The following is a 23,782-nucleotide window of genomic DNA, read 5'->3' as shown; positions in this document are numbered from 1 at the left end:
TGTTATTTTAGATTTTATTTGTGGATGAAAACGATAAATTCCTTGTTCATGCTGCCAAAGTCAATGACTAATCCGATTAAAATATCACCATTCTAACAGCTAATGAAAACAAAAAATTCCGTCTATTTAGAATAGCGTTCACTTTAGTAAGTAGGTGTGATAAAGTAATGTCATCTTTTCAGAAAGAACACTTGTACATTTAAGGAGGACATCATGAAGAAGATCAAAATTGGCTTATTGGCACGTATCGTATTGGCAATCGCGCTCGGTATTTTAATTGGTTCCATAGCACCTGAAAGTGTCGTTAGATTAATGGCGACTTTCAACGGTTTATTCGGGAACTTCCTAGGATTCGTGGTACCTCTAATTATCATAGCGTTCATTGCTCCAGGGATTGCGCAACTTGGCAAAGGTTCTGGAAAACTGCTTGGACTGGCAACGTTTTTTGCATATGGATCAACATTAGTGGCTGGTTTTCTTGCCTTCTTTGTGGCATCTGTTGTGTTACCAAAGTTCATTTCTTCCTCTTCAGGAGATTCATTTGAAAATCCTGAAGAATTTCTCGCGACAGCATTCTTTAAAGTTGATATGCCTCCAGCGGTAGGAATTATGTCAGCATTACTTCTAGCATTTATCTTTGGAATTGGGATGGCATCAACAAATAGTGATATCCTAAAAAAAGGTTTTGATGAGTTCAATATCATTATTGAAAAAGTCATTGCCAACGTAATTATTCCTTTACTACCTGTACATATTTTCGGGATCTTTATGAACATGACCTATGGTGGACAAGTGGCGAAAATATTATCAGTCTTTGCAATTGTTTTCGTTTTGATTATTGCCCTTCATTTCGTTATGCTTTTGCTGCAATATTCAACTGCAGGTGCATTGAACAATCAAAATCCATTCAAGCTGATGAAGATTATGTCGCCGGCATACTTCACTGCACTAGGCACACAGTCATCGGCTGCAACTATTCCAGTTACATTGGAGCAAGCTCGTAAAACGGGTGCTTCTGAAAAAGTAACGGACTTTACGGTACCATTATTCGCTACAATTCATTTATCTGGGAGTACGATTACACTGGTAACTTGTGCAATCGGAGTTCTATTATTGAATGGTCAGCCAGTTGAATTAAAAGAAATTATTCCTTTCATCTTTATGCTGGGAATTACAATGATTGCTGCACCTGGTGTTCCTGGAGGAGCTGTCATGGCTGCAATCGGATTGTTAAGTTCCATGTTAGGATTTAACGAAACGATGATTGCATTAATGATTGCTCTTTACTTAGCACAGGATAGTTTTGGAACGGCAACAAATGTAACTGGTGATGGAGCATTGGCATTAATCGTAAGTCGCTTTGCTCGTGATAAAACGAGTAACCACAACTCCTTAGAATCATAATATTCAATGAGTTTCGACTATTTTGTATAACCTTTACAGTGGGACTATTGTTATGGTAGGATAGCAAAGCAATTTGACCCCATTTAAAGGAGATTTACTCATGAAAAAATTATTATTATTACTAGCTTCACTTACCATCGTCCTTGCGGCATGTTCATCTGAGAAAGAAGAAACTCCTGATACTTCAACTAATGGTGCAGGGGCAGCAAAGACTGAAGAAAAAGCAAACCCAGCGGCAGACATGATGAAGTTTTACTTATCAATTTCCCAATCTATTAATGAGGTTGATGCTGACCTAAACACTTTTGAAAATGCACAAGGCGAAGCTGCACTTCCTGAAGGTGAAGAATTGAAAACAATGAAAGATGCTGCAAAAGTCTCTGCGGATAATGCGGCTGCAAAAGTAGAAGCTTTGGAAGTTCCTGAAGCTTTGACAAAACAACAAGAAGCGATCGAAAGTGCACTGACTAAAATGCAAGAAGCTTACACAATGAAATCACAAGCATTAGTTTCTGAAGGTGACGTTAAGTTCGATGAAGCAAATGTGAAATTCCAGGAAGCTGACACAGAGTTAAATGCGGTACTAGAAGAAATTGGTTTGGTTGGTTCAAGCATTTTTAATGAAGTTTCTTTATAAGAAGTAACATGAAAAAGTTCGTCCGTTCATTCGGATGAACTTTTTTTGTTTAACCTCGTTTTAATTGGGTATATATATAATTGTGAAGGATAACAACTTGCAGAAGTAGGTTGAAAAACTGAAAGGAATGATTCACTATCCAATCACTAGATTTTACCTACACAGAACGTATGGACCAAGCATTCAGAAGCGCACATGGAGTTGGACTGGTTGATTACCAAAACAATGCAGATTTACGTATTAAAATCGAAATGCAACGTGAGCGAGACCATGAAGTTGGCCAACAAGTAGCAGCTCGTTTAGAGCGACAAGCCCATAGAGAAGTATAATAATTAATAATGAAAGTCAGTGAGCCTCGGTTCATTGACTTTTTTGTCGTTTCTTAGTGAAATCAATTCTCATTTAGAAGGGCTTTATTGAAAATGAAAAATTCGGCATGGATGCATAAAATAACACGTGCTGATATTAGTAGATTTCAATTGTTTAAACGATTTTTATATATTTAATAGCCCGTCTAAAAGATTTGCAAGGGCTCGATAATTCGGTTAAGATTAGAATGATAATAAATTAAGAATGGGTTTTTCCGTTCATTTATAATATGGAGGTTACAAAATGTCGACTTTAGTTATTCAAGATCTTCACGTTGCCATTGATGGTAAGGAGATTCTTAAAGGATTGAACCTTACACTTAATACAAACGAAATTCACGCAATTATGGGACCAAACGGTACTGGTAAATCAACATTAGCTTCAGCTATCATGGGTCATCCTAAATATGAAGTAACTTCTGGTTCTGTCACTTTAGATGGTGAAGATGTTCTGGAAATGGAAGTAGATGAGCGTGCACAAGCAGGTCTTTTCCTGGCTATGCAATACCCAAGTGAAATCACTGGTGTTACAAATGCGGACTTCCTACGATCTGCAATTAACTCTCGTCGAGAAGAAGGCGATGAAATTTCAATCATGAAATTCATCCGTGAACTAGATTCCAAAATGGAATATCTTGAAATGGATCAAGACATGGCTCAACGCTATTTAAACGAAGGTTTCTCTGGTGGTGAGAAAAAACGTAACGAAATTCTACAATTAATGATGCTTCAACCAAAATTTGCGATTCTTGACGAGATTGATTCTGGTCTTGATATTGATGCACTTAAAGTGGTTTCTAAAGGAATCAATCAAATGCGCGGCGAAGGCTTCGGTTGTTTAATCATCACTCACTACCAACGTTTGCTTAACTACATCACACCTGATCATGTTCACGTAATGATGCAAGGTCGTGTTGTAAAATCCGGTGGACCTGAACTTGCTCATAAACTGGAAGCTCAAGGTTACGATTGGATTAAAGAAGAATTAGGAATTGAAGACGAAACTGTAGGTCAAGAAGCGTAAGGAGGAGACATACACATGACGGTTGAAACAAAATTGGCATTAACCGAACAAGATGTACGCTCCTATTCATCGGCTAAGCAAGAACCTTCTTGGTTTGCTGAATATCGTGTACAAGCTTTACTAGCGGCAGAAAATTTGCCAATGCCAACACCAGATAAAACGAAAATCGATAAATGGAATTTCACTAACTTCCCAGTTCATTCGGTTGAAAGCACACCTTTTGCTTCAATTGCTGAATTACCTGAAGAAGTGAAAGCCATTGTAAATAATGAACAAAAAAGCGTCTATATTCAACGCAATAATACGCCTGCTTTTTTACAGATTTCTGAAGAGTTATTAGCACAAGGTGTCATTTTCACAGATATCTTCACGGCTGTTCGTGAACATAGCGACCTTGTACAAAAGTACTTCATGACAAACGGTGTGAAATCGGACGAGCATAAGCTTGCCAGCTTACATGCAGCTTTGTTAAATGGAGGCGTGTTTGTTTACGTACCGAAAAATGTTGAATTAGTTGAACCAATTCAAGTTGTGTTCCTGCATGACGATGCTCAAGCGTCGCTATTCAACCACACAATTGTTGTGGCGGATGCGAATAGCTCAGTAACTTATGTAGAAAACTACCTTTCAACTGTTCCCGAATCTGCAGGACTTGTAAATATTGTTTCTGAAGTTTTCGCTGAGGACAATGCCCGTATTACTTACGGAGCTGTTGATGTTCTTGCTAAAGGCGGTACAACATATGTTAACCGTCGCGGAATCGCTAATCGCAATGCACGAATTGAATGGGCTCTTGGTTTAATGAATGATGGCGATACGATTTCAGAGAACGTTACACACTTAGTTGGTGACGCTTCTTATGGCGATACGAAAATGGTAGTCGTCGGTCGTGGGAATCAAAAGCAAAACTTCACGACTAAAATCATTCACTGGGGCAAACATTCCGAAGGATACATTTTAAAACATGGTGTTATGAAAGATGAAGCTTCTTCTATTTTCAACGGAATTGGTAAAATCGAACATGGTGCTACGAAATCAAATGCAGTTCAGGAATCTCGTGTATTGATGTTGAATGAAAAAGCACGTGGAGACGCTAATCCAATTCTATTAATTGATGAAGATGACGTTACTGCAGGTCACGCAGCTTCTGTAGGTCGTGTAGATCCACTTCAACTTTACTATTTGATGAGTCGCGGGATTTCCAAGCAAGATGCAGAACGATTAGTAATTCATGGTTTCCTTGCGCCAGTTGTAAACGTATTGCCAATCGAAGGCGTTAAAAAGCAACTGACGGAGGTAATTGAAAGGAAAGTGCGCTAATGATCAGTAAAGACATTCGAAGCTATTTTCCCATATTGAATCAAGAAGTGAACGGCAACCCACTTGTCTATTTGGATAGTGCGGCAACATCTCAAAAACCCGTTCAAGTCATTGAAGCCTTAAAAAAATATTACGAGTTCGATAATTCCAATGTTCACCGCGGTGTTCATACCCTTGGTAACCGGGCGACTGAAAGTTATGAAGGAGCACGTGAAAAAGTCCGCAACTTCATTTCGGCAAAGTCTACTCAGGAAATCATTTTTATGCGCGGTACAACAACGGCTATTAATACGGTCGCACAAAGCTATGGTGGTGCAAATGTGGAGGAAGGCGATGAAATCGTCATCACTTACATGGAACACCATTCGAATATCATTCCATGGCAGCAATTGGCGAAACAAAAAGGCGCGGTATTAAAATATGTGGATTTAGAAGAAGACGGTACGTTGTCTTTGGAAAAAGTTCGCGCAACCGTGACGCCTCGTACAAAGATTGTCTCAATCATGTATGTTTCAAATGTTCTTGGCACAATGAATCCAATAAAAGAAATTGCACAAATTGCTCATGAAAATGGTGCCATTATGGTGGTAGATGGTGCACAAGCTGCACCTCATCTGCGTATCGATGTGCAAGATCTGGACTGCGATTTCTTTGCTTTTTCTGGTCATAAAATGTGCGGTCCTACCGGGATTGGTGTCCTTTATGGTAAGAAAGAATTGCTTGAGCAAATGAAGCCGATTGAATTCGGCGGAGAAATGATTGACTTCGTTGGATTGTATGATTCAACGTGGAAAGAGCTCCCTTGGAAGTTTGAAGGTGGCACGCCGATTATTGCAGGTGCAGTAGGTTTAGCGGCTGCAATCGATTTCCTCGAAGAAATCGGCCTTGATGAGATCGAAAAACATGAGCACAAATTAGCTGCTTACGCGATGGAACGTATGTCTACTATTAATGGATTGACGATGTACGGTCCGAAAGATCCTGAAAAAAGAGCTGGACTTGTAACTTTCAATTTAGATGATGTACATCCACACGATGTGGCAACTGTTCTCGATATGAGTGGAATTGCCGTACGTGCCGGACATCATTGTGCACAACCATTAATGAAGTGGTTGCAAGTATCTGCGACTGCACGTGCAAGTTTCTATGTTTACAATTCGGAAGAGGATATTGACCGACTAGTGGCGGGACTTAACACGGCAAAGGAGTATTTTAACGATGTCTTTTAATAACTTAGATCAACTTTATAGAACTGTGATTATGGATCATTACAAAAAGCCACGTAATAAAGGGGCACTTGAAGACAGCGTAACAATCGATATGAATAACCCTACATGTGGGGACCGCATTCATTTGACATTGCAAGTTTCTGATGGTGTAGTACAAGATGCAAAGTTTGACGGAGAAGGATGTTCCATTTCCATGGCATCAGCATCCATGATGACACAAGCTGTTAAAGGGAAGCCTGTGGATGAAGCGTTAAAACTATCCACAATTTTCTCGGATATGATGCTTGGAAAAGAATATGATGACTCTATTGACTTAGGTGATATCGAAGCACTATCCGGTGTAGCCAAGTTTCCTGCGCGTATTAAATGTGCAACCCTTGCTTGGAAAGCCATGGAAAAAGGTGTAGAAAACGAATCACATTCGTAACAGAACGGAGGAAAGATGATGGCAAAAAAAATGCCTGAAATCGGCGATTACAAATATGGTTTCCACGACAAAGACGTATCTATTTTCCGTTCAAAACGTGGACTGACACGTGAAATCGTTGAAACAATTTCAAATATGAAAGAAGAACCCCAATGGATGTTGGACTACCGTCTGAAATCGTTGGAACTGTTCTACTCAAAACCAATGCCACAATGGGGTGGAGATTTAGCTTCCCTGAACTTCGATGAAATTACGTATTACGTAAAACCATCGGAAGCTACTCAAACTTCATGGGATGAAGTACCAGAGGAAATTAAACGTACGTTTGATAAACTTGGTATTCCTGAAGCTGAGCAAAAGTACTTGGCTGGTGTATCTGCTCAGTATGAATCTGAGGTAGTTTACCACAACATGAAACAAGAACTAGAAGACATGGGAATCGTCTTTAAAGATACTGGTTCAGCTCTACGTGAAAACGAAGAATTGTTCAAAAAGCACTGGGGTACGGTTATTCCAAACTCTGATAACAAGTTCGCAGCATTGAACTCAGCAGTATGGTCAGGCGGATCTTTCATCTATGTGCCACCAGGTATCAAAGTTGAAACGCCTTTACAAGCTTACTTCCGTATTAACTCAGAAAATATGGGTCAATTCGAACGAACGCTAATCATCGTTGATGAAGGCGCACATGTGCATTATGTAGAAGGATGTACAGCACCGGTTTACACGACGAACTCACTTCATAGTGCGGTTGTTGAAATCATTATAAAAAAAGACGCATATTGCCGCTACACAACAATCCAAAACTGGGCAAACAATGTTTATAACCTCGTAACGAAACGTGCCGTTTGTGAAGCGAACGCTACGATGGAATGGATTGATGGAAATATCGGTTCTAAATTGACAATGAAGTACCCGGCCGTCATCTTAAAAGGTGAAGGTTCACGTGGTATGACATTATCAATCGCTCTTGCAGGTAAAGGTCAACATCAAGATGCAGGCGCTAAAATGATTCACTTGGCTCCGAACACGTCTTCGACAATTATTTCTAAATCAATTTCGAAGCAAGGCGGAAAAGTGACTTACCGTGGTGTCGTTCGTTTCGGTCCTAAAGCTTCAGGTGCCCGTTCAAATATCGAGTGTGATACATTGATCATGGATAACCTGTCGACTTCAGATACGATTCCATACAATGAAATCTTGAACGATAATGTATCTTTAGAACATGAAGCGAAAGTTTCTAAAGTATCTGAAGAGCAATTGTTCTACTTGATGAGTCGCGGTATTTCACAGGAAGAAGCAACTGAAATGATCGTTATGGGCTTCATCGAGCCATTTACAAAAGAATTACCAATGGAATACGCAGTTGAGATGAACCGTTTGATTAAATTCGAAATGGAAGGCTCAATCGGCTAAACCAATAATTTTACGAACCTCGCCTTTTGGGCGAGGTTTTCTTTGTTTTAAACTCAGTAGTGAAAGGTTTTTAAGTTGCCAATAGGGCTGAGAGTAGAAACCAGGACTCTTGGTTGTAATAATCGAGGTTCACGTAGGAAAATTTGGCGTTGACGGGTTGGCCCCCTCTATTTAGACACCATCTTTAAAAATTAAAGACTAATCTTTTGTGAATGGCCATTATTTTCTTGAAAACGACTTAAAAATTGGCAAGGTGAAAGATAATTTAAACTTCCATGATATCGTCGTTCATTGTAAAAATCGATAAATACATCCAATATTTCATAGGCATGATCAAAACATTCAAAGTCTTGTTGCTGAAAACATTCTCGCTCCAGGATGCTGTGAAATGATTCGATAAACGCATTTGAATTCGGCGATTTCTTTGGAATTCGTTCATGGTAAATCCGTTCATCCTCACAAAAATCGCCAAAGTGATCGCTAACAAATTGTGGACCATTGTCTGTCCGAATGATCAAACGTTTCTCTTGTTCATCTTCCTCTGGTCGAGGGACGTTACGACGTTTCAAGGAATCTTGAATCATATTGGTGATACTAGTAGCTTTACAATCAGATCCTCGATAATAGCCAACGATTGAACGATCAAAGACATCAATTGCACTTGCGACAAAGAAGAAACGGCCACTTTGTGCGATAGATCCATATTTAATATCTAATTGCCACATCTGATTTGGACCTGTAATAACGTGATTTCTTGCCAAACGCCGTGGGTGTTTGCTTTTCTTCTTGCGCTGCGGCAAGAGGATACCCATCTCTTTACAGAGGCGATACACCTTCTTTGCGTTGATTTTTAAATCATACACAGTCTTTAAATGGTGGGTAAGTTTTCGATAACCGTACACGCCTTCTTCACCCTCAATCGCTTCCATCAGAAACTCTTGAATTTGTTCATCCGAAATTCGCTCTTCCTTGTTCGTTAAGGAAAAACCAGGACAGGGACGTCCACGCTCTTCCGCTTTTTCAGGATTTTGAGCGACTGGCTTATAGTAAAACAGGGAACGGCTTAAACGAAGGAATTTCATCAACCGTTTAATAGAAAACCCTTCTTCATGCCATTCTTTTACCATCTCCAACTGTTCATCTATACTAAAGTGTTTTTTTTACGATTTCTCGCAAGAAAGCGACTTCAAGTTCTTTTTCACCCAATAGCTTCATGGCCTGATCATATTTCTTCTGGAGTTCGTCATGTGTAGGCTCATCCGAAAGGATGGAAATATCCTCTTTTTCCATTTGATCGCTAATCTCATCTTGGTATTCAATCATCCACTTTTTTAATGTTGAACGATCGATTCCAGCTTTTCGTGCAATGGAAGCGTTGTTTCCTGTCTCTAATGCCATGCGAACATATTTCTTTTTCACTTCTTCAACTACGGCAATTTTCTTATTAGGCATTTTTTTCCCCTCCTATTCGATTTAAACATCCGCTCACAAGTTTTGTTTTATTGTAACTCGCTTACTTTATGGTGTCTAAAACTTTAAGGGGGCTTAAGAGTTGACGTAGGAATTATCGGAGATGACGTAGGAAAAATCGACGTTCACGTAGGAAAAGCATCTTTTGGCGTATGCTTCATCATCACGGCACATCCTCGCCTGCAACAAAACCATCAAATTCCTTAATCTCACTACATACAAAAGCTTTCTATGAGATATGGAGCATTTATTATGACGAGGGCGTCTACTTTCCAACAGGAGCGCAGCGAAAACAAGACCATTAAATCTTTAAACACGAATTGGAGCCATTCCGCTCATTCGCTCCAGGCTCTTTTCTGTGAGAGAAGAATGCTACTTAACTCTGCAAGTTAACTTGGAGATGAGACGTCTTTGAGCGATAAAGTGGTCGATATGAGCGATAAATCTTCGGTATGATCGACAAATCTCCAGTATGAGCGATAAACTACGCGAAATGAGCGTTAAATTTTTCACAAACGTCAGCGGGGCTAAATATGCGTCTCATTGTCCAAGTGTACTAGCCAATGAAACAGTTTCTACTTTTCAACAGGAGCATAGCGAAAACAAAATAATTTATTCTTTAAAACCTGAATGGGGGCCATATGAACGATTGAACACTATACTTCGCAGGAGAGCTATACAGAGGCTGTTTTGTCCTGTTGTCATTAGAAATTATGGTATGATAATGAACAAATGAAGGGGTGATTCAGATGATTCACGTCGGTCTTACGGGATGGGGTGACCATCCGGACCTTTACAGCAAAGATTCAAAAAGTAGCGAAAAACTAGTCGATTACAGTGCTCATTTTCCTGTGGTTGAGCTAGATGCAGCTTTTTATGCGATTCAACCTGAACGGAATATGCGGAAGTGGATTCGCGAAACTCCTGAAACGTTCCAATTTATCGTAAAAGCCTATCAAGGGATTACCGGTCATCAACGTGGGGAATCACCTTTTGCAACAACCGAAGAGATGTTCACGTTATACAAAGAATCGCTTGGTCCATTGGTGGAAGCCAATAAATTAAGTATAGTTCTCATACAATTCCCACCATGGTTTGATTGTCAAAAGAAACACGTTGACTACATACAGGAAGTGAAAGAACAGCTCCAAGGGTTTCCTTTAGCAATCGAATTTCGTCACCAGTCTTGGTATTACCCAGAGTTTAAGGAAAAGACGCTCGACTTTTTAGTAAAGAATCATTGGATTCATTCGGTATGTGATGAACCTCAAGCGGGTGAAGGAAGTATTCCACTTGTCCCGATAGCGACTTCAAAGGACCAAGTATTGCTGCGACTCCATGGCCGTAATGTTCATGGTTGGCGGAATCCTGGAAACGACCAAAAGTGGCGGGAAGTCCGTTATCTATACGATTACAACAAAGAAGAGATGCTGCAATTAGCGAATGTCGTACGATCACTAGACAAGCAGTCTAGACAAGTGACTGTGTTATTCAACAATAACTCGGGTGGGCATGCAGCTAAGAATGCCAAGCAATTTATGCAAATGCTAAATCTTCAATATGAAGGATTGGCACCAAAGCAACTAGAGATGTTTGAAGGAGAATGGTAATGGAATATGTATTATTGGTGATTGTGGGATTGTTATCCGGGATAGTAGGTGCATTGGTTGGACTCGGAGGAGGTATCATTCTGGTGCCCGCAACTCTTTTTTTAGGGGGCTCCCTTGGATTAATTCCTGGAATCACACCTCAGAATGTCGTGGGGCTTTCTGTTTTTATGATGATTTTTACTGGACTAGCCTCTACTTTGACATACATGAAAGCCAAAACAGTTGATTACCGCAGTGGTCTAATCTTTTTTGCTGGAAGTGTTCCTGGTACAATTTTAGGCGCCTGGGTGAACAAAGGACTGGATTTACCTTCATTTAATTTGTATTTTGGCATTTTAATGATTATCTTATCGACGTTATTAATGGTTCGAAAATATTTAAAACCTGTTGAGTGGTTTGTCAAACATGGCAAGCAAAAGACATTTACTGATGTACAGGGGCAAAATTATGTGTATGGATATCCTGTATGGTTCGCTTTGTTGCTGACTTTCGGAGTAGGTTTTGCATCTGGATTATTTGGAATCGGTGGGGGCTCCATTATTGTACCAGCCATGATTTTGCTATTTCTATTCCCACCACACGTTGCTGTCGGGACTTCCATGTTCATGGTGTTTTTATCCGCATTGGTCAACTCAGCCAGCCATATATCTCTAGGGAATGTACCTTGGTTATATACAATTCCTGTTGTCCCGGCTGCTTATATTGGAGCCAAAATAGGTGCACACTTAAATCAACGTATTCAATCGGAAACATTGGTATTTGCTTTGCGTATAATTCTATTACTACTCGGCGTACGTTCGATAACTGCGGGACTCATGGGATAAGGAGTTGGTCAAATGATTGAAACCATTCATTTTTATCATACCAATGATTTGCATAGTCACTTTCAACATTGGCCACGTATTCATGAACTTGTGACCACACGAAAAAAATGGCATCTTGAAGAAGGCGAATCAAGTTTCACGTTAGATATAGGAGATCATATTGACCGCTCACATGTTTTTACTGAAGGAACACTGGGAACTGGTAATGTTGAATTATTAAACAAAGCTCTTTATGACGTGGCTACCATTGGTAACAATGAAGGTATTACATTGGCTAACAATGAATTGGAAAATCTTTATCAAGATGCACAATTTCAGGTTGTAGTAGGAAACTTGCTCAATCAAAATGGAGAAGTCCCAAACTGGTTACTACCTACTACCATTCTTACAACAATCCAAGGAACAAAAATCGGTGTAACTGCCCTAACAGCTGAGTACACGCATATTTATAAACAACTTGGGTGGCAAGTGACAGATGCATTTGGAGCTATGAAAGCACATATTGATCATTTAAAAGACGAAACCGATATCATTATTTGTATGTCGCATTTGGGAATTCAGGTAGATGAAGAGATGGCTGATCAGTTTCCTGAAATAGATGTGATTTTCGGAGCACATACGCACCACATTTTGCATGAAGGAAAGCTGGTCAATCAATCCCTTTTAGCTGCAGCCGGTAAATTCGGTTATTACGTTGGGCATGTCACGCTGAGCTTTGATTTAGAGAAGAAAGAAATTGTAGAGAAACATGCACTTTTGTATGACACAAATGAGTTGAAAGAGAGTCCAAATGAAGAAGAATTTCTAAATGATTTAGTCAAGAAGGGGAAAAATCTCTTATCTGTTCCGGCATTTACCCAGTCAGAACATCTTCAAAAAGAATGGTTTAAGGACTCCACTTTGTCGTCTTTTTTTGGGGACGCATTAAATGCATTTTGCAACACCGAATGCGCGCTTTTCAATGCAGGCTTGTTTTTAACAGATTTACATAAAGGGGAAGTATCTCGTTTTGATATTCACCAATTGATGCCCCATCCAATTAACCCATGTGTCATTGAACTCACAGGCGAAGAATTAAAAGATATATATAAGTTATCGTTAAACGAAAGCTGGCCAAATCTTGAACTTAAAGGACTGGGTTTTCGTGGTGTAGTGATGGGGAAAATGATCACACATCATTTTAAGGTAGTTGATGAAGACTTGATTGTGCACGGTCGTTACATTAACCCTACAGATAGAGTCCGTTTGGCGACTATTGATATGTTCACTTTTGGATATTTCTTTCCTGCTTTTAAAGTACTGCCCAAAATTTACTATATGCCGGAATTCATTCGGGATGTTCTGATTGCACATGGTCAAAACAACAATAATAGGAATAATTGAGGCTTCCTGGTCGTAACATGACCTAGGAGGCTTTTCTTGTGCGATTACGTAAAGTACCAAAAAGGTCAATTTCTTGGAAGGGTAAAAATATTGTTCCGATACTATTTGTTATTGTGGTGATTTCTGTTGCTTTAATGTTTTATCTTGTCAATGTTCGCTTGACGCCAATTTACTTACAATATGCAGAAGTACAATCCGCTAAAATCGCCTCACTGGTCGTAAGTAAAGCAATAAACTCCCGCACAGCCGATGTAATGGATGTAAATGATATTATTGAAGAAATCCCTACTGATCAACCAAATATGGTAACAACGAAATTCAACACGGAGATTATCAATCGAGTCCAGGCTGACACGAACACGTTAGTACAAACACACTTAGAACAGGCTGAAGAAGGGAATTTGGATAATTTACCTTATTTAGACGACATAGAGTATGACCCACATGCAATGGAAGATAACGGAGGAATCGTATTTTATGTCCCTCTTGGTCAAGCAACGAATATCCCGCTTATAGGTAACCTCGGACCTAAAATACCAATTCGGTTCCATGTAATCGGAAATGTACATTCGGACGTGGTATATGATATCACTGAATTTGGTATTAATAACGCAATGGTTGATGTAAGCATTGTAATAAATGTCAATGTACAAGTTATTGTGCCACTTGCAACTAAAACCACAACAATCAAGCAGAAAATTCCCGTTGCACTGGGAATCATTCGAGGTCAGGTACCTCAAATTTATACCAAAGGTGAGGGCAGTACACAACCTTCAATTGAAGTGCCGTTACAAAATCCGCAGGTACCAACTTCACCAACACCACCAGAATAAGCTTGCAAAACTAGCAGAATATTGTTAGTCTAAAAGGGAAATTAATATCGATGGGTAGAGGCCGCATGGCTTATGAGTAACATACGCGAGGATGACAACGAAGACCGTATGCTAAAGGAAGCTTTGCCGAAATGAAATGACTGGGTCCACCAGCATTTGATTGGGGTTATTCTGAATAAGGATAACACTGTCATTTATAAGTGAAATACTTATAAATGGTGAGCTACAGATCGTGGGTAGGATACATCAATTTGTCTATTCGCAACTTGTAGAGGCTGGCTTCCAAAACATTCGTTCAGAGTGTTAAAGATGCCAGCCTTTTTTGTATGTTTACTCGTATTCTGTGACCACCCCCATAAAGGAGGAGGAACATAGGTATGTCAGGCACTATTTTTTCAATTTTACCACCAATTATTGCGATCGTGATGGTTCTCATTACACGTCGCGTACTACTCTCTCTAGGGGTAGGAATCGTTCTTGGAGCGTTATTAATCCATTCATTCGCTCCAGTACAATCATTAGCTACATTGTGGCAATCATTCAAAGGGACATTTTGGGATGCCGGTTTAAATACGTATAATGTATTTATCATTCTTTTTCTATTTCTACTGGGCATCATTACGGCATTCGTCAGCTTGTCAGGTGGAAGCCGAGCATTTGCGGAATGGGCAGTTAAGCACATTAAGACACGTCGTGGGGCGAAATTATTAACAGCATTTTTAGGCATTATTATCTTTATCGATGACTATTTCAATGCTTTGGCTGTTGGTCAGATTGCTCGTCCAATTACCGATCATCACCGCATTTCACGAGCAAAGTTAGCATACTTTATTGATTCAACGTCTGCACCGGTATGTGTAGTTTCACCCGTATCCAGCTGGGGTGCTTACTTAATTGGCTTGATTGGTACAATTTTGGCAACACAATCAGTCATTACGTATTCACCATTGTCTGCTTTTGTCATGATGGCTCCAATGAATTTTTATGTGGTCGCAGCTCTTGCAATGGTATTTTTTGTAGCCATCACAGATTTTGATTTACTGGAAATGAAAAAACATGAACGAAGAGCAATTGACACAGGAGAAGTGTATGACCCAGCGAAAGAAATTCCTGGCCAATTAAAAGAAGATTTCCCGGTTCACAACCACGGGACAGTAAGTGATTTAGTACTTCCGATTGTAACTTTGGTTGTCGCAACCATCAGTGCAATGGTCTGGACAGGATATCAAAACGCAGGTGTTATGGATATATGGGCAATTTTCGAAAATACAGATGTACCAAAATCACTATTAATTGGTGGAAGCGCTGGTGCAGTCGTTTCAATTTTGCTTTACCTGAAACAGTTTGGGAAAAATGAAAAAGCCAGCTCAGCATTTTTATTTAAAGGAATCTGGAGCGGCTTGCAATCAATGTTACCAGCTGTATTAATTTTGGTATTTGCTTGGTCTTTAACTTTCATCATTGGTGAACTTAAAACTGGAGAATACTTGGCTCAAGTCGTAACAGACGCCAACATTCCTCTAGGATTATTGCCAGTAATTTTGTTTATTCTAGCTGGAGGTATGGCATTCGCAACAGGTACTTCGTGGGGATCGTTCGGTATCTTATTGCCGATAGCAGGAACGATTATGATCAATGCGGAACCGACCATGTTATTGCCTGCTTTAGCAGCAGTGTTGGCAGGATCAGTATTTGGGGATCATTGTTCACCGATTTCAGATACGACTATCTTGTCTTCTACCGGGGCAGGAAGTAATCATATTGATCATGTAACAACTCAATTACCGTATGCATTAATTAGTGCAGCGGTGGCAGCCATTGGTTATTTAGTTTTAGGATTAACAGAGTCTGTATGGTTATCTTTTGGTCTCGTAATTGCTATCCTTGCTATACTATTTTTCTTCCTGGCTAAGAAAACTAAAAAAGTTGAAGAAGTAACAGTTAAATAGATAGATACTTTGAACAGCAAGGGTTTATACCCTTGCTGTTCTTTTTATAAGTAATAATTATTTTTTTTGAAAAAACAGCTTTACAAGTCAATTCCCTATAGTATACTGTTTTTAAGATTAGTAAATAATCTGAAAATAAACAAGCTTCCTAATATTACAATAGTAATTTGGAGAGCGAAATAAAAAGGGGGAATTAACATGGAACAACGTTCTCAATGGGGAACACGAGCGGGCTTTATTTTGGCTGCAGTCGGTTCCGCGGTAGGTCTCGGAAACATTTGGCGTTTCCCGTACGTAGCGTATGAAAATGGTGGTGGAGCTTTCTTTATCCCGTACTTATTCGCACTTTTAACAGCTGGTATTCCTATTCTGATTTTAGAATTCACTATGGGCCATAAATATCGTGGTTCTGCTCCGTTATCTTTCTTCCGTTTAGGTGGGAAAAAAGCAGAATGGCTTGGATGGTGGGCAATTTTTGTTTCTTTTGTCATTTCAACATACTATGCGGTCATCATAGCCTGGGCGATGAAGTACACAGTGTACTCGATCAATCAAGCATGGGGAGATGACACGGCAGGATTCTTATTTGGTACAGTGTTGAAACTTGGTGATACACCAGGTGAAGCTGGCGGATTGGTTCCTGGTGTAGCTTTGCCATTATTACTTGTTTGGGTTATTGCATTTATTATTTTATTCGCTGGAGTTAAAAAGGGTATTGAACTCGCAAACAAAATTTTCATTCCGACGCTTGTCGTTATTTTCTTATTAGTAGTTATTCGTGCTGTGACATTGGACGGTGCAGGATTAGGCTTAACAGCATTCTTCGAACCGAACTTTTCTCAGTTAAGTAATCCAAAAGTATGGGTTGCTGCTTACGGTCATATTTTCTTCAGTTTATCCATTGCATTTGCAATCATGATTACGTATTCTAGTTATCTTCCAAAGAAATCCGATATTACGAACAATGCGTTTATCACTGGATTTGCCAACTCTGCATTCGAGTTACTAGCAGGTATCGGGGTTTTCGCAGCACTTGGATTTATGGCTGCGCAACAAGGTGTGGCAGTAAGTGACGTTGCTTCTGCTGGTGTGGGTCTGGCATTTGTTGTATTCCCACAAATCATCAGTGAATTCCCTGGAATGAATGGTCTGTTCGGCGTATTATTCTTCCTTTCACTCGTATTGGCTGGTTTGACATCACTTATCTCCATTTGTGAAACGTATGTTGCCGGTTTTTCAGAGAAGTTTGGAATTTCACGCAATAAAGCGGTTGCTTTCGGTGTTGGGTTAGCAGCAGTTATTTCATTCTTATTTGCTACAAATGGCGGTTTATACTTCCTTGATGTTGCAGACTATTTCATCAACCAATTCGGTATTGCGGCAATCGGTTTAATCGAAGTGATCGCGATTGCTTGGTTCTTCAAAAAGCTTCCACTATTCGAAGAACATGCAAACGCAGTTTCGGATATCCGATTGGGAGCATGGTGGCAGATCTGTTTGAAATTCGTCACTCCATTAGTTCTTGGTTACATGATGTTCGGTTTACTGAAACTGAACCTATTGAAACAACATACAGATGGCGATGGAAACATCATTGGGAACTATGAAGGCTATAAAGACAGCTTCATTTTATATTGTGGTTGGTTTGTAGCTGCAGGTGTCATCATTTTAGGCTTCATCTTCTCAGCGCTAAAATGGAACAAAAATACGGATGTTGATGCATATCAACATGCAGATGGCGAATAAGGGGGACTTCACATGACAGTTAGTGCAATTATCATGATGATTGTTGGAGTCGTCATCATTTGGGGCGGCCTGGCAGCAAGTATTATGTATGCTGTATCTAAAGCAAAACAAAAAGCATAAGAAAGAGCGCCTCTTACACAGAGGCGCTTTATTTTTTGATGCCGGTGTATGGTTGTGGGACGTGTTGGAATATGGTACATTGACAACAGTGAGTAACTTACCTACATAGTCTGAAAAGAATGGGGTTAAAAATCATGACGACAAAAGAAACACATATCCGAAAACCTGCCTGGTTGAAGATTAAATTAAACACGAATGACAATTATAAAGGTCTTAAAAAAATGATGCGTGAAAACAATTTACATACTGTATGTGAAGAAGCAAAATGCCCAAATATTCACGAATGCTGGGGAACTAGACGTACAGCCACATTTATGATTTTAGGTGCAATTTGTACACGTGCATGTCGTTTCTGTGCAGTCAAAACAGGCTTACCAAATGAACTTGATTTAGCGGAGCCGGAACGAGTAGCAGATTCAGTTGTCATGATGAATTTAAAACATGTCGTGGTAACTGCAGTAGCGCGTGACGATTTAAAAGATGGCGGTGCTGCTGTATTTGCAGAAACTGTGCGTGCAATTCGTCGCAAAAATCCATTCACTACAATTGAAGTTTTACCGTCAGACATGGGTGGTATTGAAGAAAACCTGAAAATGCTGATGGATGCAAAACCAGATATTTTAAACCATAATATAGAAACAGTTCGTCGTTTAACACCGAGAGTTCGTGCACGTGCAAAATACGATCGTTCTTTGGAGTTTTTACGTCGTTCAAAAGAAATGCAACCTGATATTCCAACTAAATCATCTTTAATGCTCGGACTAGGGGAAACAAAAGAAGAGATTATTGAAGTAATGGATGATTTGCGTGCTAACAATGTGGATATTATGACCATTGGCCAGTATCTACAGCCATCTAAAAAGCATCTTGCAGTTCAAAAATATTATTCACCACTTGAATTCGGGGAACTACGTAAAATTGCCATGTCCAAAGGATTTTCACACTGTGAAGCGGGACCATTGGTTCGCAGTAGTTACCATGCAGATGAACAGGTAAATGCAGCAGCAAAAGAAAAACAGCGTCTTGGTGACGAGCAATTAGCTCTCACAACAAGTTGATGGAGCGTGAATTGATGATTACAATCGATCGATGGGACTATGAGATTCTGATAGATTATCGAGAAGCATTTAAAGAAGAGGCTTTTCAAGATCGTTATAGTGAGATTTTAAATAAATATGATTACATTTTAGGTGACTGGGGCTATGGACAACTTCGCCTGAAAGGTTTCTTTGATGATAAAAATCAAAAAGCAACTTACGATACGAAAGTCAGTACATTGCAAGACTACTTGTATGAATACTGTAATTTCGGCTGTGCCTACTTTATTTTGAAAAAAACCGGACCAGCAAAACCGGTGGCAGTTCCAGCTGCAATAGAAGAAGTTGTGAAAGAAGAAATACCACAAGAAGAAAACCTCGATTCGGATGTTCAATCATCCTAATCGAGGTTTTTCCTTATCCCAATAATTCCTGTAAATAATCCCGTAGTTCTGCTGCTTCTTCTTCACTCCGGTTATAAACATGTTCCAAATAACCTTCTTCTTCTAAATCATCAGAACCCAATATAGCAAAACGATTATATTGAATATCCATTACAAGTACTTTTCCGAAAAAACGGCTACTTTGTAAGATCGCCAAGTCATATCTTTGGGATTCTCCGGTAAAGCTGACAAAGCGTGTTTTTGTATCTTCTACATCATCATATAAGAAAAAACGTTCCATATAGCAGTTCTCCTTCCACTCCTAGCAATTATGGTACTATAGGATGGAAAAGACAATCAACCAAGAACATATAAAGTGAGGAAACCTTATGTATTTCGTAGACCGCAAAAAAATTAATATGACATTAACGTATATGACATCACTTTTAGAAATGCTAGAGACATCTGCAAATTCAAATGGGAATGAATTCGAAAAACTGGCGTTGGAACGAATAGCTCAAAATATCATTGAGTCCATGATTGACGTAGGGAACTCAATGATAGACGGATTCATCATGAGAGACCCTGGTAGCTATGAAGACATTATTGACATATTGACTGACGAAAAAGTTATATCTGTTGAGATGGACGCGCCACTGAAAGAAGTGATTGAACTTCGTAAAATGTTAGTGAGAGATTTTATGAAAGTTGACCACGGGAAAGTACAAACCATTTTGCAAACAAATTTCCAGGCGTTAAGACAATTTCCTTTGAGCATTGAGCATTATTTAACACATGAACTTGGGCCAGTTTCAGCATTTTTGCCTGAGGATCAAGCATGAAAACATATAAATGTTATTGCATCGACCTGGATGGAACTGTCTATCGTGGAAAAGAGCCGATTAACGAGACAGTACAATTTGTTCACCACTTGCAACAACAAGGAAAAGAACCTTTTTTTGTGACCAATAATGCATCACAAACACCTGACCAGGTGCTTTCAAAGCTTTCGGGCTTTGGGATAGAAGCAAAGCGCAGTCATATTATGACTTCTGCTATGGCAGCTGCGAAGTACATTGCTTATCATTACCCTGGCAAAGACGTGTCTATGATCGGGGAAAGAGGTCTTCACGATGCACTGCTTGAAAATGGCGTAAACATTGTTTCTTCTTCAAAAGAAGTTTTTGTGATGGGAATTGACCGAGAAATTACATATGAAAAACTGGCACAGGCATGTTTGGATATCAGGCAAGGTGCAACGTTTATTTCAACGAATAGCGACCGCGCTTTTCCTAATGAAAGAGGCTTGATGCCCGGAAATGGAGCGTTTACTGCACTCATTCAAAATTCCACAGGGATTGAGCCAATATTTATTGGAAAGCCACAGGGGCATATGCTTGAAATGATCCGGCTTGAACATCAATATGAAAAAGAAGACATGGTGATGATTGGAGACAATTATGATACCGATATTATGGCAGGAATAAATTTTGGAATTGATACCATTCATGTTAATACTGGCGTGACTTCTACAGAAGAAGCGTTGCTGAAATCAGTACGACCAACAGGTACTTTTGAAACTTTAGTGGAATGTATATAAAAAGGAGCTGCATCATCGCAGCTCCCCTTGAGTTAAAATAGTGGATTTTCATCTATATATTCATAAATCTTCTTCGTTAGTTCATCTGGCGAATCAGCTTCTACGACATCACCATTCACAACTGCAAAAAAAGACTCAGCACATTTTGTACAATAACTTAAACAACCGTATTCCAGAACGTCTAGGTTCGGGTCGCGTTCTAATTGTTCAAATGTTTTTTGCGAACCATTCGCTAAATTACTCACACAAAATTCTACCATTGGATTCACGTTCTTCACCTCGCTACATCGCCATGCTACTCTTTTTTTTTTCGTTCGTCAATTCGAGTGTCTTATTGTGAAACTTCTCACAATGATTTATACTTACAACGTAAAGAAAGACTGTATATAAATTGCTCAAGGGAGATTTTTTTATGAAAAACTTAGTGCTACTGGGCGGTGGATACGGCAACATGCGTGTGTTGCTTCGTTTACTTCCTAATAATTTACCTGAAGATGTACAAATTACTTTAGTGGATCGAACACCATTCCACAGCTTAAAAACAGAGTTTTATGCGTTAGCAGCAGGTACTGTTCCTGATCAGGAAGTGCGTGTGTCGTATCCAGAACATGAACGCTTGAAAATGGTTTATGGTGAAGTCGTTGAGATTAACCGTGACAAAAAAATGGTCGTATTGGCCAACGATATTGAAATTCCTTATGATGATGTAGTGATTGGATTAGGTTGTGAAGATAAGTACCATGGTGTACCTGGTGCTGACGAATTCACTCTAAGCATTCAAACAATCGGTCGTTCACGTGAGACATTTAACAAGTTATGTGGATTGCCTTCTGGCTCAGTAGTCGGGATTGTTGGAGCCGGGTTAAGTGGAATCGAACTTGCCAGCGAATTACGTGAATCACGACCGGATTTAAGAATTAAATTGTTCGATCGAAGCCCACGTATTTTACGAGACTTCCCAGAACGTCTAAGTAATTTCGTGAAAAAATGGTTTGATACGCACAATGTAGAAGTGATCAGTAATTCAAACATCACAAAAGTAGAACCAACTGTTTTGCATAACCATGAAGAGACGATTGAAGTGGATGCAGTGGTATGGACTGCAGGTATTCAACCTGTCGCACCTGTACGAAACATGGATACGGAAACTGACTCTATAGGGCGTGTTATGTTGACTCAATACCATAACTTACCCGAAGACGAAAGTGTCTATGTAGTCGGGGATTGCGCAGCGTTACCATATGCACCAAGTGCTCAAGTTGCGGAAGAACAAGCGGAACAAATTGTTGAAGTGCTTCATGCACGATGGAAAGGCAAAGAGTTGCCTGAAACTATGCCAGAAATCAAACTTAAAGGTTTCCTCGGTTCTTTAGGGAAAAAACAAGGTTTTGCATACTTGGCAGATCGCACAGTTACCGGGCGTATTGCACGTTTGCTGAAATCCGGTGTGCTATGGATGTACAAGTGGCATAATGGCTGATGAATAGAAAGAGACCTGAAAGTTAAAAATAACTTTCAGGTCTCTCTTTTTTATTTACTCACAAAGCCATGCTTTTCTAATTCGACAAATACTGGTTGGAGTTGAATATAGCCCTCACCAACCACTTCTCCAGCAACTAAAACGAGCGGGAAAAAGAATTCTTCCTCCAATACCCTGTTTGCCAATTCCCTCTGACGCTCATTGTCCACTGGCTTTTCAATATCAATATAAGTTATTTCATATGGTTGATTAGGGTATTTGCGATCAATGGCTGCTTGAAGCCATTCATACGTATCTCTTGACGTAGGTGCATTGACACAGCTGGCGCAAACGACATCTGCACCATAAATTTCAATTGATATTGCCTTTTTCTCCATGATTATTATCCCCGTTTCGTATGTACTGATGGATTTTTTCTTCTCTTCACATTATAATAATTATAAGGAAAGGAGTCGAAATAAATGACTGATACAATGATGACAGAACAAGTTCAAGAAGTACTAGATAAATTACGACCATTCTTACTCCGCGATGGTGGAGATTGTGAGCTTGTCGATATAGAAGATGGCATCGTCAAACTTCGCCTTCTAGGTGCGTGCGGAAGCTGCCCAAGTTCTACAATTACATTAAAAGCAGGTATTGAAAGAGCCCTATTGGAAGAAGTTCCAGGTGTGGTTGAAGTAGAACAAGTATTTTAATCCGAAAATCCAGAACGCCATTTCAGATTGACACTTGTGCTGGAAGAGCTGAATAAATAGTTTACTTTCGCTTAATGACCTGTTGCATAGATAGTAGCGGGACAATACGAAGGTGAAAGCCAGCTGTTTTTATGCTGTACAATTTGGGGCCTTAAAAGGCTCCTTTTTTATACATATCTTTCTCCATTATAACCAAAAGGTTGGATTTATGGAGAATCAATTTAAGTTGTTGTAGTTGTATGTAATTGTTCATAATTGGTATCATAAAGGAAAGAAGGAAGGTGTAACGGATGACACAAGTTGTCGAATTATCAGAAGCTGCAGCTTACCAAGTCAAAGAAATGATGAGTCACAATGAAGAGCACGGAGCTTTTCTACGTGTAGCCGTACATGGAGGCGGGTGCAGCGGACTTTCATATGGAATGGGTTTTGAACATGAAAAGAAAGACTCCGACATTACTCTTGAACAACATGGTTTGACCATTCTGGTGTCAAGTGAAGATGCGGCGATTATAAAAGGTACCGTGATTGATTATAAGCAATCCTTGATGGGCGGCGGGTTTACGATTGAAAATCCAAATGCCATTGCGTCTTGTGGATGCGGTTCTTCATTTAGAACAGCCAGCAAAACAGGCACACCAGAAAATTGCTAAAACTGCTATTGATTGGTTTTTTTCTGTAAATTCAAACCTTTTACTCTTGACAAGATTATATTGAAATCAAAACATAAGAAGTATATTATAGAGGATAGTACATTTGTCGAAAAAGAGACAAATTCGCTTTAGTCTGATTGAAGTATGGGAATACTTCTTTTTTCTTTGACT

Annotated in this window: 27 protein-coding genes and 1 riboswitch; of the genes, 22 read left to right on the top strand and 5 right to left on the bottom strand. The window is 39.5% G+C overall.

The annotated features are described in order from the left end of the window. Positions 1–213: 213 nt before the first annotated feature. The 8 genes from M9R32_RS09610 (at position 214) to sufB (ending at position 7,825) form a co-directional block, all read left to right on the top strand. Complete coding sequence (locus M9R32_RS09610; protein ID WP_269926528.1) at positions 214–1,404, top strand: dicarboxylate/amino acid:cation symporter; 1,191 nt, start codon at positions 214–216, stop codon at positions 1,402–1,404. A 100-nt stretch (positions 1,405–1,504) separates the two neighbouring features. Next, entirely contained in the window at positions 1,505–2,041 is a 537-nt protein-coding gene (locus tag M9R32_RS09605) for a hypothetical protein (protein ID WP_269926527.1), read from the top strand. 170 nt (positions 2,042–2,211) lie between these two features. Continuing rightward, positions 2,212–2,370: a YuzK family famiily protein gene (locus tag M9R32_RS09600; RefSeq protein ID WP_269926526.1), complete on the top strand. Its 159-nt coding sequence runs from the start codon at positions 2,212–2,214 to the stop codon at positions 2,368–2,370. Between the two features lie 283 nt (positions 2,371–2,653). Continuing rightward, positions 2,654–3,433: a Fe-S cluster assembly ATPase SufC gene (gene sufC, locus M9R32_RS09595; RefSeq protein WP_269926525.1), complete on the top strand. Its 780-nt coding sequence runs from the start codon at positions 2,654–2,656 to the stop codon at positions 3,431–3,433. Between the two features lie 15 nt (positions 3,434–3,448). Then, positions 3,449–4,753 carry a Fe-S cluster assembly protein SufD gene (gene sufD / locus M9R32_RS09590; RefSeq protein ID WP_269926524.1) on the top strand — a complete coding sequence of 435 codons (1,305 nt, stop codon included), beginning with the start codon at positions 3,449–3,451 and terminating at the stop codon, positions 4,751–4,753. After that, on the top strand, positions 4,753–5,982 hold the full coding sequence (locus tag M9R32_RS09585) for a cysteine desulfurase (protein WP_269926523.1): 1,230 nt from the start codon (positions 4,753–4,755) through the stop codon (positions 5,980–5,982). The genes sufD and M9R32_RS09585 overlap by 1 nt, the downstream gene beginning before the upstream one ends. Next, positions 5,972–6,409: a Fe-S cluster assembly sulfur transfer protein SufU gene (sufU, locus tag M9R32_RS09580; protein ID WP_269926522.1), complete on the top strand. Its 438-nt coding sequence runs from the start codon at positions 5,972–5,974 to the stop codon at positions 6,407–6,409. Before M9R32_RS09585 ends, sufU begins: the two co-directional genes overlap by 11 nt. An 18-nt stretch (positions 6,410–6,427) precedes the next feature. Continuing rightward, complete coding sequence (sufB, locus tag M9R32_RS09575) at positions 6,428–7,825, top strand: Fe-S cluster assembly protein SufB (protein ID WP_269926521.1); 1,398 nt, start codon at positions 6,428–6,430, stop codon at positions 7,823–7,825. A gap of 191 nt (positions 7,826–8,016) precedes the next feature. Here the strand turns inward: sufB and M9R32_RS09570 are convergent, their stop codons facing one another. Both M9R32_RS09570 and M9R32_RS09565 read right to left on the bottom strand, forming a co-directional pair. Continuing rightward, positions 8,017–8,970, bottom strand: coding sequence for an IS3 family transposase (locus tag M9R32_RS09570; protein ID WP_336283074.1), 954 nt, complete (start codon positions 8,968–8,970; stop codon positions 8,017–8,019). A gap of 1 nt (position 8,971) precedes the next feature. Further along, positions 8,972–9,277 (bottom strand): helix-turn-helix domain-containing protein, encoded by a 306-nt coding sequence (locus tag M9R32_RS09565; protein WP_269926519.1) that lies wholly within the window; start codon positions 9,275–9,277, stop codon positions 8,972–8,974. Between the two features lie 767 nt (positions 9,278–10,044). Between M9R32_RS09565 and M9R32_RS09560 the strand changes: the two genes are divergently transcribed. The 9 genes from M9R32_RS09560 to M9R32_RS09520 all read left to right on the top strand — a co-directional run bounded on the left by M9R32_RS09560 (position 10,045) and on the right by M9R32_RS09520 (position 19,201). After that, positions 10,045–10,905 carry a DUF72 domain-containing protein gene (locus M9R32_RS09560; protein WP_269926518.1) on the top strand — a complete coding sequence of 287 codons (861 nt, stop codon included), beginning with the start codon at positions 10,045–10,047 and terminating at the stop codon, positions 10,903–10,905. Beyond that, positions 10,905–11,729: a sulfite exporter TauE/SafE family protein gene (locus M9R32_RS09555; protein WP_269926517.1), complete on the top strand. Its 825-nt coding sequence runs from the start codon at positions 10,905–10,907 to the stop codon at positions 11,727–11,729. Before M9R32_RS09560 ends, M9R32_RS09555 begins: the two co-directional genes overlap by 1 nt. A 12-nt stretch (positions 11,730–11,741) precedes the next feature. Continuing rightward, on the top strand, positions 11,742–13,112 hold the full coding sequence (locus tag M9R32_RS09550; RefSeq protein ID WP_269926516.1) for a bifunctional metallophosphatase/5'-nucleotidase: 1,371 nt from the start codon (positions 11,742–11,744) through the stop codon (positions 13,110–13,112). Positions 13,113–13,150: 38 nt separating this feature from the next. Then, positions 13,151–13,945: a sporulation protein YunB gene (gene yunB / locus M9R32_RS09545; protein ID WP_269926515.1), complete on the top strand. Its 795-nt coding sequence runs from the start codon at positions 13,151–13,153 to the stop codon at positions 13,943–13,945. A gap of 47 nt (positions 13,946–13,992) precedes the next feature. Continuing rightward, positions 13,993–14,179, top strand: a riboswitch (Lysine riboswitch). A 143-nt stretch (positions 14,180–14,322) separates the two neighbouring features. Beyond that, the gene (locus M9R32_RS09540; protein WP_269926514.1) at positions 14,323–15,894 is read left to right on the top strand and encodes a Na+/H+ antiporter NhaC family protein; all 1,572 of its coding nucleotides are present in this window, start codon (positions 14,323–14,325) and stop codon (positions 15,892–15,894) included. Positions 15,895–16,092: 198 nt separating this feature from the next. Continuing rightward, complete coding sequence (locus tag M9R32_RS09535) at positions 16,093–17,640, top strand: sodium-dependent transporter (protein WP_269926513.1); 1,548 nt, start codon at positions 16,093–16,095, stop codon at positions 17,638–17,640. Positions 17,641–17,652: 12 nt separating this feature from the next. Beyond that, positions 17,653–17,760: a methionine/alanine import family NSS transporter small subunit gene (locus tag M9R32_RS09530; protein ID WP_269926512.1), complete on the top strand. Its 108-nt coding sequence runs from the start codon at positions 17,653–17,655 to the stop codon at positions 17,758–17,760. A gap of 134 nt (positions 17,761–17,894) precedes the next feature. Further along, a complete protein-coding gene (gene lipA, locus M9R32_RS09525; RefSeq protein ID WP_269926511.1) occupies positions 17,895–18,818 on the top strand; it encodes a lipoyl synthase in 924 nt (307 codons plus the stop codon). A 14-nt stretch (positions 18,819–18,832) separates the two neighbouring features. Beyond that, positions 18,833–19,201 (top strand): YutD family protein, encoded by a 369-nt coding sequence (locus tag M9R32_RS09520; RefSeq protein ID WP_269926510.1) that lies wholly within the window; start codon positions 18,833–18,835, stop codon positions 19,199–19,201. A 13-nt stretch (positions 19,202–19,214) separates the two neighbouring features. Here the strand turns inward: M9R32_RS09520 and M9R32_RS09515 are convergent, their stop codons facing one another. Then, positions 19,215–19,481 (bottom strand): DUF3055 domain-containing protein, encoded by a 267-nt coding sequence (locus M9R32_RS09515; RefSeq protein ID WP_269926509.1) that lies wholly within the window; start codon positions 19,479–19,481, stop codon positions 19,215–19,217. Between the two features lie 88 nt (positions 19,482–19,569). Here M9R32_RS09515 and M9R32_RS09510 point away from each other — a divergent pair, with 88 nt between their 5' ends. Together M9R32_RS09510 and M9R32_RS09505 are read left to right on the top strand one after the other, a co-directional pair. Then, positions 19,570–20,022, top strand: coding sequence for a DUF86 domain-containing protein (locus tag M9R32_RS09510; protein WP_269926508.1), 453 nt, complete (start codon positions 19,570–19,572; stop codon positions 20,020–20,022). Continuing rightward, entirely contained in the window at positions 20,019–20,780 is a 762-nt protein-coding gene (locus M9R32_RS09505; RefSeq protein ID WP_269926507.1) for a TIGR01457 family HAD-type hydrolase, read from the top strand. The genes M9R32_RS09510 and M9R32_RS09505 overlap by 4 nt, the downstream gene beginning before the upstream one ends. A gap of 32 nt (positions 20,781–20,812) precedes the next feature. Here M9R32_RS09505 and M9R32_RS09500 read toward each other — a convergent pair whose 3' ends face one another. Next, positions 20,813–21,049 (bottom strand): YuzB family protein, encoded by a 237-nt coding sequence (locus M9R32_RS09500; protein ID WP_269926506.1) that lies wholly within the window; start codon positions 21,047–21,049, stop codon positions 20,813–20,815. 143 nt (positions 21,050–21,192) lie between these two features. Between M9R32_RS09500 and M9R32_RS09495 the strand changes: the two genes are divergently transcribed. After that, entirely contained in the window at positions 21,193–22,260 is a 1,068-nt protein-coding gene (locus tag M9R32_RS09495) for an NAD(P)/FAD-dependent oxidoreductase (protein WP_269926505.1), read from the top strand. Positions 22,261–22,310: 50 nt separating this feature from the next. Here M9R32_RS09495 and M9R32_RS09490 read toward each other — a convergent pair whose 3' ends face one another. Then, on the bottom strand, positions 22,311–22,637 hold the full coding sequence (locus M9R32_RS09490; RefSeq protein WP_269926504.1) for a YuzD family protein: 327 nt from the start codon (positions 22,635–22,637) through the stop codon (positions 22,311–22,313). Positions 22,638–22,721: 84 nt separating this feature from the next. Between M9R32_RS09490 and M9R32_RS09485 the strand changes: the two genes are divergently transcribed. Both M9R32_RS09485 and M9R32_RS09480 read left to right on the top strand, forming a co-directional pair. Next, a complete protein-coding gene (locus tag M9R32_RS09485) occupies positions 22,722–22,958 on the top strand; it encodes a NifU family protein (protein ID WP_269926503.1) in 237 nt (78 codons plus the stop codon). A gap of 290 nt (positions 22,959–23,248) precedes the next feature. Next, positions 23,249–23,611, top strand: a complete 363-nt coding sequence (locus tag M9R32_RS09480; RefSeq protein ID WP_269926502.1) for a HesB/IscA family protein — start codon at positions 23,249–23,251, stop codon at positions 23,609–23,611. Positions 23,612–23,782: the final 171 nt, after the last annotated feature.

The organism is Paenisporosarcina quisquiliarum, assembly GCF_027563315.1.
In the GTDB taxonomy this organism is placed as follows: Bacteria; Bacillota; Bacilli; order Bacillales_A; family Planococcaceae; genus Paenisporosarcina; species Paenisporosarcina quisquiliarum.
This window is presented reverse-complemented; position numbering and strand designations above follow the sequence as displayed.